The organism is Gordonia iterans, assembly GCF_002993285.1.
In the GTDB taxonomy this organism is placed as follows: Bacteria; Actinomycetota; Actinomycetes; order Mycobacteriales; family Mycobacteriaceae; genus Gordonia; species Gordonia iterans.
In genome coordinates, this window is record NZ_CP027433.1 from 53,230 (window position 1) to 65,226 (window position 11,997).

An 11,997-nucleotide genomic window follows, 5' to 3' on the forward strand; every position below is an offset into this window, starting at 1 on the left:
CGCGGTGGCCGCGTTCAGCAGATCCGACGACCGGCCCCTACAACGAGGCCGCGACGGCGGCGGACTGGCGCGCGATCGCGAGTTCCTCGTTGGTCGGGACCACCAAGACCGCGACCGTCGAGGAATCCGTGGAGATACGACGAGGCTCGCCCGACCGGACGGCGTTCCGCTCCGGATCGATCTCGATGCCGTACATCTCCAGGTGCGCCAGCGCATCCGCGCGCACCGGCGCCGCGTTCTCGCCGACGCCCGCAGTGAAGACGATCGCGTCGACCCGGCCCAGCTCGATCATGTACGCCCCGATGTAATGCCGCAGCCGGTGCAGGTAGACCTTGTAGGCGAGTGCGGCGGCCTCGTCGCCGGCGTCGACCCGCTCCAGGACGGACCGGAAGTCGTTGTCGCCGCACAGCCCCTTGAGACCGGACTGCTTGTTGTAGAGGCGGTCGATCTGATCGATGGTCATCCCCTGCGAATTCGGCCCGCTCCCTTCGCTCCCGGCGGCGGCCACACGCGCAAGCTGGAAGGCGATGCCGGGATCGATGTCTCCGGTGCGGGTGCCCATCACCAGACCCTCGAGCGGAGTCATTCCCATCGACGTGTCGATGGGGCGCCCGCCGCGCACGGCCGAGGCCGACGCACCGTTGCCCAAGTGCAGCACGATCTGATTGACCTCGGAGACGGGGCGGCCCAGAAACTCCGCCGCCCGCCGCGAGACGTATTGGTGGCTGGTGCCGTGAAAGCCGTACCGGCGGATCGCGTACTCACGGGCGACCTCGGCATCGATCGCGTAGGTCGCCGACTCCTCGGGCAGGTCGTGGAAGAACGCCGTGTCGAAGATCGCCACCTGCGGCACGTCCGGGAGCAACGCCGACACCGCCTCGATGCCGACGAGGTTCGGCGGATTGTGCAACGGGGCGAGCGGCGCGATCCGCGCGATCTCGGCGAGCACCTCGTCGTCGATCACGGTCGGCGCGTGGAAGCTGCGTCCACCGTGCACCACCCGGTGACCCACCGCCGCCAACTCCGCACTGGCCAGATCGATGCCGTCCTCGTGTAGCAGCTCGGTCACCGCGGCGATCGCCGCACGGTGATCCGGAAGGGCGGTCTCGAGCACCCGCTCCCGGCCGCCCGCCTCGTGCTTGATCCGCGGCGTATCCTCGCCGATCCGCTCGGCGAGGCCGTCCGCATAGACGTCCTCGGTGCGCGGATCGACGAGTTGATACTTCAACGACGACGAACCGGCGTTGATCACCAGGACGGCGCCGGGTGCGATGTCAGTCATTCGGACTCCTCGAGGGGAAATGGGTGGTCTCGACTCCGCTCGACCATCGAAGGGGACTCGACCATCGAAGGGGGCTCGACCATCGACGAGGACCCGACCATCGACGAGGACCCGACCATCGACGCCCCGACCGGCAACGAGGACTCCACTACGCGGTGGCTCCGGCGTCGGCGACGGTGGCGGCCTTCTTGTTGTTCTGCGCCTGGATGGCGGTGATCGCCACGGTGTTGACGATGTCGGAGACCAGCGCGCCGCGGGAGAGGTCGTTCATCGGCTTGTTCAGCCCCTGCAGCACCGGGCCGATGGCGATCGCGCTCGCGCTGCGCTGCACCGCCTTGTAGGTGTTGTTGCCGGTGTTGAGATCCGGGAAGATCAGCACCGTCGCCTGGCCGGCCACCGGGGAGTCCGGCATCTTGGTGCCGGCCACCGACGGATCGATGGCGGCGTCGTACTGGATCGGGCCTTCCACGAGCAGTTCCGGCGCCCGTTCGCGGACCAGTTCGGTGGCCTTGCGCACCTTGTCCACATCGGCGCCGCTGCCGGAGCCGCCGGTCGAGTACGAGAGCATCGCCACGCGCGGGTCGATGCCGAACGACGCCGCGGTGCCCGCCGACGAGATCGCGATGTCGGCCAATTCCTCCGCCGTCGGATCCGGGACGACGGCGCAGTCGCCGTACGTGAGGACTTTGTCGGCCAGACACATGAAGAACACGCTGGACACCGTGGCGACGCCGGGCTGGGTCTTGATGATCTCGAACGCCGGGCGGATGGTCTGCGCGGTGGTGTGGACCGCACCCGACACCATGCCGTCGACCATGCCGGTGTGCAGCATCATGGTGCCGAAATACGACTCGTCGCGCACGATCTCCTGCGCACGATCGAGCGTCATGCCCTTGTGCTTGCGGAGTTCGGTGTAGATCTCCGCGAACTCGTCGACCAGCTTGCTGGTGCGCGGGTCCAGGATGTCGACCTCGGAGAGGTCGATACCGAGTTCCTCGGCACGACGGCGCACCGCGTCCTCTTGTCCGAGAATCGTCAGCTGCGCGACGCCGCGGCGCAGCAGCCGCCCGGCGGCGCGCAGGATGCGGTCGTCGTCCCCTTCGGGGAGCACGATGTGCTGCCGATCGGACTTCGCCTGTGCGAGCAACTGATACTCGAACATCTGCGGCGTCACCACCTCGCTGAAGTGGAGGTTCAGCTCGGCGAACAGATCGTCGGCCATCATGTGCCGCTCCATCAGAGACAGCGCGGCGTCGATCTTGCGGACCGATCCAGCGGCGATCCGCCCGCGCGTGGTGGAGCACAGGCGTGCGGTCTCGTACGTGCCGTAGTCGCACTGCAGGATCGGCAGCGTGGGCCGCAGGCCCTTCACCAGCGCGTCGATCATCGGATGGGGCTTCAGTCCGCCGTTGAGAATGATGCCCGCGAGTCGCGGAAAGCCCTGGGCCGCATTGGCGTTCACCAACGAGAGCAAGACGTCCGAACGGTCGGCGGGCGCGATCACCACCGTCGACTCGTTGAGGCGCTCCAGGATGTGCTCGACGGTCATGCCGCCGACCATCACGTCGATCGCCTCGCGGTCGAGCAGATCGGAGTCCCCGCTGTACAGAGTCGCATCCAGCGCCTCTTTGAGTTCCGCCATAGTGGGCGCGACCAGCAACGGCTCTTCCGGCAAAGCCCAGGCGAGACAGCCTGTTTCGGCGATAGACGCAGCCACCTCGACGAGCTGGTGCGGATCGCAGCGGTTGGCGACGACGCCGGCCACCACTCCGTGCGAGCTCGCGATGTCGCCCTCCAGCAGCTCCACCAGCGACTTGATCTCCGCCGGCGACCGGCCCAGCGCCTTGACCACCAGCAGCACCGGCGCCGCCAGGTTGGCGGCGATCCGGGCGTTGTAGCTCAACTCCGAAGGCGCGGCGATGTCGGTGTAGTCCGAACCGAGGATCAGCACGTTGTCGCACTGCTCGGCGACGACGTGGTACCGCGACACGATCTCGCCGATCGCGGCCTCCGGGTCGGCGTGCACGTCGTCGTACGTGACGCCGATGCAGTCCTCGTACGGCAGGTCCACCGACGTGTACTCGACCAGCAGATCGAGAATGTAGTCGCGCTCACCGGCCGCCGCCCGCGAGATCGGCCGGAAGATCCCGACGCGGCCTCCGGTCGCGGCGAGCCGCACAAGCACGCCGAGCGCGACTGTGGACTTTCCGGTGTCGCCCTCCGCCGAAGCGATGTAGATCCCGCGCGCGGACTGCGCCCCGTTGCCCGTCATGTGCTTCAGCGTAGTCGCGCCGGGGACCGGAATCAGCGCACTATCGCGCGCACGGCGAGGTTCGCGATCTGCTCGTCGCTCAGCGCACTCTGCGGCACCAGCATGCAGCAGTACACCGTCCGCACCATGAACTCGACGCCCCCGCGCGCATCCGGGTAGAGAGCAGCAGCCTCGTCGTCGTCGAGTTCCTCCAGCGTGGCCTCCACGATCATCTCGATCAGCGTCGGCCCCTCGGAATCCCGTGCGGTCACCAACGCTCCGACGATCACGTCCGGCTCGTTGGCCAGCACATACTGCAATGCGTCGTGTTCCCGGATGTACCGCAGCGCCTCCACCACACGCTTGTGGACACGACGTGAGACGTCCGCCTCGTCGGCGCCCCACTCCACGATCTTCTCGCGCATCAGACCGAGCTCGCGCTGGACGATGGCCGCGACCAGGGCATCGCGCCCGCCGAACATCCGGTACGCGGTGGCCCGGGCGACACCGGCCTGCCTGGCGACCGAGGTGAGACTGAGCGCTCGCGCGCCGACGTTGGAGATCAGGCCGACGCCGACGTCAACCAGCCGATCTCTGTCCATCGCTACCGCGGGTCGTCGATGATGTGCACGGCCGCCTCCTCGGCGGACGCTCCGGCACCGTCGACCCCGCTGTCGTGTGCCAGCAACTGTGCGTCGCGATCCACACCGACGCCCTCGTCGGGTGCCACCAGGCGTCCCGCGCGGCGGTCTCCGACCTCGTCGGCAGACGGAAAGTCCGGGTCGCGCTCGGCGTCGGCCGGTTCTTCGTCGAAGACATCGGGGACCTCTTCGGCGAGGCGCTGATCCAGATCCTCGTGCTCGGGATGCTCGGCGGGGCGATGATCGGGCGGCGAGTAGCCGCGGTCGAGGACGTCGGACAGCTCGTGGTCGGCGAGCGTGTCGTCGGGCTGCAGCTGATCGGCTTCGTATGCGCCGTCGTTGTCGGCATCGACCAGGTCGTCGGCATCTCTCATGGATTCAACTCTATCGGCTCAGCGGCGCCAGGATTCGTACGCGCGCGGATCCTCGACCGGTTCCAGGTGAATCGTCACAACGAGGCCGGGCACGTGGTCCCGTAATGCGCGCTCCACCTCCTCGACGGCGTCGTGCCCGCGCTGCACCGTCCACGCCCCGGGCACCAACATGTGCAGCTGGACGAATCGCAATCGGCCCGACTCGCGGGTGCGCACGTCGTGGAAGTCGACGCCGTCGACGCGAAAACGGTCGAGCACTTCGCCGATCGCGGACTGGTCGGCGGCATCCAGGGCGGCGTCCATCAGCCCGGCCGTGGAACGGCGGATCAGCAAGAAGCCGACGACGAGGATGTTGATCGCCACGGCGATCGCGACGATCGCATCCAGTTGCACCCATCCGGTGAGCGCCACCAGACCGACTCCGACGATCACGCCGGCCGTCGTCCACACATCGGTCAGGAGGTGTTTGCCGTCGGCTTCCAGGGAGATCGACCGATGCTGCCGCCCCGCACGCATCAGCAGCACGGCGACCACGCCGTTGAGCAACGCCGCCACCACCGAGATCAACAGACCGATGCCCAGCGACTCCAATTCCCGCGGGTGCAGCAGCCGGTCGATCGCGGTATACATGATCAAGCCGGCGGCGACGACGATCATCACGCCCTCGATCACGGCTGAGAAGTACTCGCTCTTGGCATGCCCGAAGTGGTGGGAATCGTCCGCGGGCCGTGCGGCGATCCGCAGGGCGACGAAGGCCACGACCGCGGCGACCAGGTTCACCACCGACTCGGCCGCGTCCGACAGCAGACCCACCGAACCGGTGATCAGCCACGCTCCGCTCTTGAGCGCGATGGTGGCGATCGCCGTCGCGATGCTGAGCAGCGCCCATCGACTCAGGTCCGTGCCTGACGTGTGGTCCATGTGAGCATCATGGTCTAGACTTCGCTCGACCAGCAAGAAGACTCGCTCGACCAGCAAGAAGACTCGCTCGGCCGCCAAGACTCGCTCGGCCGGCGAGGGCGCCGGGGCGAGACGTGGCGGGGAATCCGTCTCGTTTTCGTCGACGGCTCCCCCGAAGACCCGGCACCGGGCATCCTGGATGCATGCTCGACGAGCTGGAGGCCCAGGCCCGCGAGTACTACGCGGCAGGCGAGTACGACCACGCGCTCGCCGACTTCTCCGTGCTCCGCGAGGTCCGCGCCCGGCGCGAAGGCCCCTACTCGGTCAAGTACTTGCGCGCCCTGCACGACAGCGTCCGCTGCATGCGGCACTTGCGGCTCTGGCAGGACACCGACCTGCTCTGCCGCGAACTGCACGGCAAGTACGTGCGTACCCACGGCCGCGGCGAACCCGACACCGTCGACGTCGCCAAGCACTGGGCGTGGGCCATGCTGCACCTCGACGCGGTCAACGCCGCCGTGGATCTGTATCTGCGGACCGCCGACGCCGTCTGGGACACCGACCCGTCGACGGCACGACGACTCCTCGGTGCCGCCGCCGTGCACACGCCGCGCATCGCGGAGGTTCCCGACGACGCTCTGGCCGGCCTGTCGCTGACCCACACCACCGAGCTCGCGGACTCGCTCCGCCGGCTGGCCGACCGTCTCGGAACCGACTCCGGCGCCGCAGCATCGATCGACTTCGACGGCGCGACGCCGGTGTAGGTCCCGACCGGCGGACGGGTTCGCGCTGCCGGTACTACGCGTCGAGCGTGCCGGCTCCGCCGGCCGCAGCGGGCTTCTTCGGCATGCTCACCAGGCTGGCGATGCTGACGATGATGAGCATCAGCCCGAGCAGCCACATGAGTGTCGGCAAGGTGCTGCCCGGTGAGAAGACCAGCATGACGATGCCGGCGAGCACCGAGATCACTCCGCCGACGATCGTCAGCCAGCGCGGGGCGAGGGTCGCGGTGGCCGACGAGCCGAAAACATCCTGGAATCCGCTGAAGATCCAGCCGACGCCGATGAAGATCGCCAACATCCACCAGGCGTCCGCCGGGCTGATGATCGCGATGACACCGCAGAACACCATCAGAATGCCGAGCACCAGCATCAGCATGCGCATGCCGAAGCCGACCCCGGTGGTCGCGAAGGCGAAGAAGAGCCGGAAGAAGCCCGCAGCCACCAGTGCGATGCCGAACAGCAGGCCGGCGATGAACACCGTCACTCCGGGCCACACCATGATCAGCAGACCCAGGACGATGCCCAGGATCGAGGTGAAGAGGACGCCGGACCGCACGGCGTTCACGGCCTCGTCGGGCAGCGCGGGGCGAATGTCGTTGTTGATCATGGGAAAAGCGTAGACCGCAACTGCGGTCCCCGGGGGCGGCAGGCTCGAAACTGCCGGCCGCGTCGGTCCAGGTCTACCCGAGTTGTGCCTGCAACTCGTCGATCTCGGCCTGCTGCGAGTCGACGATCTGCTGCGCCAGCTTCTTCATCTCCGGGTTCTCACCCTCGGCGAGCTCGGTCTTGGCCATCGCGACCGCGCCCCTGTGATGGGCGATCATCATGGTGATCCACTCCCGGTCGAACTCCGGCCCGGAGAGCTTCTCCAGATTCGCCATCTGCTCGGGTGTCATCATGCCCTCCATGCCGCCGTGGCCGGCGTGGTCGTGCGCGGAGTCGGTGCCCGGCACCGGCTGCCCCCACGCCTTCAGGGCCTCGGCCATCTGATCGATCTCCGGCTGCTGTGCATCCTTGACCTTCTGCGCGAAACCGATCAGCCAGGCGTTCTGGGTCCGTGACGGCACCAGGTCGGCCATCTCGACCGCCTGCGCGTGGTGGGGGATCATCATCGTCGCGAACTCGACGTCAGCCGAGTTCGCCTGCGGCGCCACCGAAGTGGGCGAGCCGGAGGCCGTGTGCGAAGAAGCGCCGGGAGCCGAGTGATCGTCGTGCCCGTCGTCCGACGACCCACAGGCGACGAGCAGTCCGACCGCGGCGGCTCCCGCGACGGCGACGGTGAGGCGGCGGACGAGTTTTGTCTGGTTCGCGTTCATGCCTCCCATTCTTACCGCGCGAGCGACCCCTCGGCCACCGCCTCAGCGACGGCCTCCTCGCGCTCGGCCTCCTCATCGTCGTGCCTGGCCTGCTTGCGAGGCTGGACGTAGCGCTTGTCCACCCAGGTGACGGTGCCGACCACGGCGGCCGCCAGTCCCCAGCCGAGAATGATGTCGAACACGTAGTGCTCGGCCGTGTAGACCAGAGCGAAGGCCATCACCAGTGCGTAGCCCATGAAGAGTGTTCGGCCCAGCGCCTTGGTCCGCGGCCACATGAAGAGCACGAGCATCATGGTGAGACCGGCGTGCAGCGACGGAATGGCCGCCACCAGGTTCGATTTGCCCTGTCCGCCCTTGATCAGCTTCTCGGCCTGGTGGATGCCCAGGACGTTCCAGCCGCGGGCCGAAATGCGCTCGACGTACGGCTTGGCATCATCGTGCCGCGGATCGACCTGTCCGAGCAGGTTGTCGGGCACCGCGCCCTCCGGCTGATACATGCACGGCGGATCGTGCGGATAGCCCTGCACCTCGGCCGCGGTGCACTTGGCGGCCGCCCATGGCGGCGCGGCGGGTACCAGCGTGTAGCCGATGAGGCCGATGAAGCTGGTCGCGATGAAGCACACCGCGAAACGCCGCCAGACCGCCCGATTCTTGACCCACAGCGCCGCCGCCGTCGCGTACGGGACGATGAAGTACGACATGTAGACGAAGCTGACCAGGATCTCCCACCACGGCGGTTCGGGCAGCTTGATGTGCGACTGGAGCCACACGGTCGGGTTGACCCCGAACAACCACGCGTCGACGTCGGCCGCCAGGTGCCAGTGCGTCGGCATGTCCAGCCACATCGCGATGTTGCGCGTCCAGTCGTACAGCATCAGGATCAGCACGAACGGCAGCCAGTCGATGATGACCGTGATGGCGCGACGCCGGCCGATGGTGGCAGCCGCCATGCCGAAGGCGAGGATCAGGATCAGCCGGGTCCGGTCGAAAGCGATACCGCGGCTGGCCACCTCGAAGACCACGAACGCGGCCCAGAGCAGCAACAACGACCGGCGGATCCAGACCAGCCGCCGGTCGGTCTCGTCGACGACCCGAATCGGCTCCGCGTCGACGGCGTCGTCGCCGGTCGCGTCAGCCGGAGTGCCGTCGACCGGAGTGTCGTCTGCGGAGACTTCCGGCATCCCCGTGGTCATCCTCGACGCCGCCGCGGCACCGCCGACGGCGGTCCGGCTGTCGTCGGCCACCCCGACGTCGGTCGGTTCCACCTCGTCGGCCGGCGAGGCCGGACTGTCCACACTCACGTCGTCGTGCTCCTGCAGGTTCGTGCAGCCCGGAGGTCCTGCGGGCGCAAAAGTCACCGTTCACCTTAATGTCGGCACGGATTCACGCCGACGCCGCCTGGGGTCAGGGTACCCGCGAATCGGACAGATCGGATGCGACCGGAATCGGCGAGGGCCGCGTGTCGGCCTGCCCTATCGTGGACTCATGCGAGTCGGAGCACACCTTCGCCAGGACCAGAACCCGGTCGCCACTGCCGAGGCCCTCGGCATCGACGTCTTCCAGATGTTCGTCACCGACCCCCAGAAGTGGAACAAACCCGAACCCCACCCGCACGCAGAGGAGATCCGGAATTCGGATATCGACGTCGTCGTGCATTCGAGCTACCAGATCAACGTGGCGAGCCTGAACAATCGGCTTCGGATGCCGTCGCGCAAGGCCGTCGAGCAGCAGGCCGCCGCTGCCGCCGAGCTGGGAGCGATCGGACTCGTGGTGCACGGCGGACATCTGCGCGACGGTGAGGACTCGGCCGAGGGGTTCGCCAATTGGCGCAAGCTCTTCGAGCGCCAGCAGGACAAGGGCGGCTTCGGGGTGCCGATTCTGATCGAGAACACCGCCGGCGGCGACCACGCGATGGCCCGCACCCTCGAGTCCATCGAACGGCTGTGGGACGCCGTCGGAGACTTCGAGCAGGCCGGGTTCTGCCTGGACACGTGCCACGCCTGGGCCGGCGGAGAGGAACTCGTCGGCCTGGTGGAGCGCATCAAGGCGATCACCGGCAGGATCGACCTGCTGCATCTCAACAACTCGCGTGACGAATTCGACTCCGGCCGGGACCGGCACGCGAACCTGGAATCCGGGCATATCGACCCCGCAGTGCTCGCCGAGGTGATGACCCAGGCCGATGCGCCGACCATCCTGGAGACGCCGGCCGAGGGGATTCCGGACGATCTCGCCTACCTGGGACTCCGCTGAAGCCCCCCCTGGTCACAGCCCCGCTTGCAGATGTAAGCGCTGACACATTTCCGCAGGTTGTCCCATTGGGTTGCCGGGAGTATTGTGTGTCAACAGTTACCGGCAAGTAACTTGTCTGGGCAGCCCTCCTGAGGAGACCTCAGAACAGCAATTCTCACCGAGAGAACGAGATAGGAAGACCATGGGCCACTACAAGTCCAACGTCCGCGATCTGCACTTCAACCTCTTCGAGATGTACGACCTCGACAAGGTCCTGGAGTCCGGCGAGTTCGGCGACCTCGACCACGAGGCCGCCGTCGACATGATCCGCGAGGTCAAGACCCTGGCCGAAGGCCCGATCGCGGAGTCCTTCGCCGACGCCGACCGCAACCCGCCGGTCTTCGATCCGGCCGACCACTCGGTCACCATCCCGGAGAGCTTCAAGAAGAGCTACCAGGCCCTCGTCGACGCCGGCTGGGACAAGGTGGGCGTCAACGAAGAACTCGGCGGCCTCCCGGCCCCCCGCTCCCTCTACTGGGCCATGGGCGAGATGTTCCTCGGCGCCAACCCGCCGATCTTCATGTACGCGGCAGGTGCGGGCTTCTCCAACATCTTCTACGACAACGGCACCGACGAGCAGAAGAAGTGGGCCGCCATCTGCTCCGAGCGCGGCTGGGGCGCCACCATGGTCCTCACCGAGCCGGACGCCGGCTCGGACGTGGGCGCCGGCACCACCAAGGCCGTCAAGCAGGAGGACGGCACCTGGCACATCGAGGGCGTGAAGCGCTTCATCACCTCGGCCGACCAGGACATGACTGAGAACATCTTCCACCTGGTCCTGGCGCGTCCCGAGGGCGCCGGACCGGGCACCAAGGGCCTGTCGCTCTTCTTTGTGCCGAAGTTCCACTTCGACCCCGAGACCGGCGAGCTGGGCGAGCGCAACGGCGCCTTCGTCACCAACGTCGAGCACAAGATGGGCATCAAGGCCTCGGCCACCTGTGAGGTGACCTTCGGTCAGCACGGCACCCCGGCGGTCGGCTGGCTCGTCGGTGAGACCCATTCGGGCATCGCCCAGATGTTCGACGTCATCGAGCACGCCCGCATGATGGTCGGTACCAAGGCGATCTCGACTCTGTCGACCGGCTACCTCAACGCACTCGACTACGCCAAGCAGCGCGTCCAGGGTGCCGACCTGACCCAGATGATGGACAAGACCGCTCCGCGCGTCACCATCACCCACCACCCGGACGTGCGCCGCGCCCTGCTGACCCAGAAGGCCTACGCCGAGGGACTGCGCGCGGTGTACCTGTACACCGCCTCGCACCAGGACGCCGTCGCTGCGAAGATCGTGTCGGGCGCCGATGAGGAGATGGCGCACAAGGTCAACGACCTGCTGCTCCCGATCGTCAAGGGCGTCGGCTCCGAGCGCGCCTACGAGAAGCTGACCGAGTCGCTGCAGACACTGGGCGGTTCCGGCTTCCTGCAGGACTACCCGATCGAGCAGTACATCCGCGATTCGAAGATCGACTCGCTGTACGAGGGCACCACCGCCATCCAGGCGCAGGACTTCTTCTTCCGCAAGATCATCCGCGACAAGGGCCAGGCCCTGGCGCACGTCGCCGGTCAGATCAACGCCACCATCGAGGGTGCCGCCGACGAGCGGCTGACCGCGGAATACGCGTTGCTCAAGACCGCTCTCGAGGACGTGCAGGCGATGGCCGCCACCCTCACCGGCTGGCTGATGTCCGCCCAGGAGGACCCGAAGCAGCTGTACAAGGTCGGCACCGGCTCGGTCCGCTTCCTGATGGCGGTCGGCGACCTGGTCATCGGCTGGCTGCTGCTGCGCCAGGCCGAGGTGGCCTACAAGGCGCTCGACGCCGGCGCCGCGGGCGACGACAAGCCGTTCTACGAGGGCAAGGTCGCGACGGCGTCGTTCTTCGCGAAGAACATGCTGCCGCTGCTCACCGCGGTTCGCGGCACCGTCGAGAACATCGATAACGATCTCATGGAACTCGACGAGGCCGCCTTCTAGAGGTCCGCCTGCCAAGCCGAGTCGTCCTCCCTCGACGATCCACGACGAACCCCACCGGGAGTCTCCGGTGGGGTTCGTCGTATCCGGGCACCACGGCACCGCCCGTCCGGGGACCTTGTGCCCGATCCTCCGCCGTAACCGTGCCCGGCGCGGCGGACAGACCTAGTGTCGAAGACGAGTCGACATA

11 protein-coding genes are annotated in these 11,997 nt (G+C 67.4%); 3 read left to right on the forward strand and 8 right to left on the reverse strand.

The window, feature by feature from the left end:
• Positions 1-37: 37 nt before the first annotated feature.
• The 5 genes from C6V83_RS00300 to C6V83_RS00320 all read right to left on the reverse strand — a co-directional run bounded on the left by C6V83_RS00300 (position 38) and on the right by C6V83_RS00320 (position 5,469).
• The gene (locus tag C6V83_RS00300) at positions 38-1,282 is read right to left on the reverse strand and encodes an acetate kinase (protein WP_105940704.1); all 1,245 of its coding nucleotides are present in this window, start codon (positions 1,280-1,282) and stop codon (positions 38-40) included.
• Positions 1,283-1,430: 148 nt separating this feature from the next.
• A complete protein-coding gene (pta, locus tag C6V83_RS00305) occupies positions 1,431-3,554 on the reverse strand; it encodes a phosphate acetyltransferase (RefSeq protein WP_105940705.1) in 2,124 nt (707 codons plus the stop codon).
• A 32-nt stretch (positions 3,555-3,586) separates the two neighbouring features.
• The gene (locus tag C6V83_RS00310; protein WP_105940706.1) at positions 3,587-4,135 is read right to left on the reverse strand and encodes a TetR/AcrR family transcriptional regulator; all 549 of its coding nucleotides are present in this window, start codon (positions 4,133-4,135) and stop codon (positions 3,587-3,589) included.
• A gap of 2 nt (positions 4,136-4,137) precedes the next feature.
• Positions 4,138-4,548: a DUF5709 domain-containing protein gene (locus C6V83_RS00315; RefSeq protein ID WP_105940707.1), complete on the reverse strand. Its 411-nt coding sequence runs from the start codon at positions 4,546-4,548 to the stop codon at positions 4,138-4,140.
• A gap of 18 nt (positions 4,549-4,566) precedes the next feature.
• On the reverse strand, positions 4,567-5,469 hold the full coding sequence (locus C6V83_RS00320) for a cation diffusion facilitator family transporter (protein WP_105940708.1): 903 nt from the start codon (positions 5,467-5,469) through the stop codon (positions 4,567-4,569).
• Positions 5,470-5,651: 182 nt separating this feature from the next.
• Between C6V83_RS00320 and C6V83_RS00325 the strand changes: the two genes are divergently transcribed.
• Positions 5,652-6,212, forward strand: coding sequence for a hypothetical protein (locus C6V83_RS00325; protein ID WP_105940709.1), 561 nt, complete (start codon positions 5,652-5,654; stop codon positions 6,210-6,212).
• A gap of 34 nt (positions 6,213-6,246) precedes the next feature.
• Here C6V83_RS00325 and C6V83_RS00330 read toward each other — a convergent pair whose 3' ends face one another.
• The 3 genes from C6V83_RS00330 to C6V83_RS00340 form a co-directional block, all read right to left on the reverse strand.
• Positions 6,247-6,837: an HdeD family acid-resistance protein gene (locus tag C6V83_RS00330; RefSeq protein WP_105940710.1), complete on the reverse strand. Its 591-nt coding sequence runs from the start codon at positions 6,835-6,837 to the stop codon at positions 6,247-6,249.
• A gap of 73 nt (positions 6,838-6,910) precedes the next feature.
• Entirely contained in the window at positions 6,911-7,546 is a 636-nt protein-coding gene (locus C6V83_RS00335) for a DUF305 domain-containing protein (RefSeq protein WP_105943612.1), read from the reverse strand.
• An 11-nt stretch (positions 7,547-7,557) separates the two neighbouring features.
• Positions 7,558-8,727, reverse strand: a complete 1,170-nt coding sequence (locus C6V83_RS00340) for a phosphatase PAP2 family protein (protein WP_199832614.1) — start codon at positions 8,725-8,727, stop codon at positions 7,558-7,560.
• 304 nt (positions 8,728-9,031) lie between these two features.
• On the opposite strand from C6V83_RS00340, the gene C6V83_RS00345 reads away from it, so the two are divergent.
• Together C6V83_RS00345 and C6V83_RS00350 are read left to right on the forward strand one after the other, a co-directional pair.
• Positions 9,032-9,799 (forward strand): deoxyribonuclease IV, encoded by a 768-nt coding sequence (locus tag C6V83_RS00345; RefSeq protein WP_105940711.1) that lies wholly within the window; start codon positions 9,032-9,034, stop codon positions 9,797-9,799.
• 181 nt (positions 9,800-9,980) lie between these two features.
• Positions 9,981-11,810 (forward strand): acyl-CoA dehydrogenase, encoded by a 1,830-nt coding sequence (locus tag C6V83_RS00350; RefSeq protein WP_105940712.1) that lies wholly within the window; start codon positions 9,981-9,983, stop codon positions 11,808-11,810.
• Positions 11,811-11,997 lie beyond the last annotated feature (187 nt).

Excerpts from the sequence above, each read along its gene's own strand:
- C6V83_RS00300 (WP_105940704.1), bottom strand. The coding sequence starts at position 1,282 with ATGACTGACATCGCACCCGGCGCCGTCCTGGTGATCAACGCCGGTTCG.
- pta (WP_105940705.1), bottom strand. The coding sequence starts at position 3,554 with ATGACGGGCAACGGGGCGCAGTCCGCGCGCGGGATCTACATCGCTTCG.
- C6V83_RS00310 (WP_105940706.1), bottom strand. The coding sequence starts at position 4,135 with ATGGACAGAGATCGGCTGGTTGACGTCGGCGTCGGCCTGATCTCCAAC.
- C6V83_RS00315 (WP_105940707.1), bottom strand. The coding sequence starts at position 4,548 with ATGAGAGATGCCGACGACCTGGTCGATGCCGACAACGACGGCGCATAC.
- C6V83_RS00320 (WP_105940708.1), bottom strand. The coding sequence starts at position 5,469 with ATGGACCACACGTCAGGCACGGACCTGAGTCGATGGGCGCTGCTCAGC.
- C6V83_RS00325 (WP_105940709.1), top strand. The coding sequence starts at position 5,652 with ATGCTCGACGAGCTGGAGGCCCAGGCCCGCGAGTACTACGCGGCAGGC.
- C6V83_RS00330 (WP_105940710.1), bottom strand. The coding sequence starts at position 6,837 with ATGATCAACAACGACATTCGCCCCGCGCTGCCCGACGAGGCCGTGAAC.
- C6V83_RS00335 (WP_105943612.1), bottom strand. The coding sequence starts at position 7,546 with ATGAACGCGAACCAGACAAAACTCGTCCGCCGCCTCACCGTCGCCGTC.
- C6V83_RS00340 (WP_199832614.1), bottom strand. The coding sequence starts at position 8,727 with ATGCCGGAAGTCTCCGCAGACGACACTCCGGTCGACGGCACTCCGGCT.
- C6V83_RS00345 (WP_105940711.1), top strand. The coding sequence starts at position 9,032 with ATGCGAGTCGGAGCACACCTTCGCCAGGACCAGAACCCGGTCGCCACT.
- C6V83_RS00350 (WP_105940712.1), top strand. The coding sequence starts at position 9,981 with ATGGGCCACTACAAGTCCAACGTCCGCGATCTGCACTTCAACCTCTTC.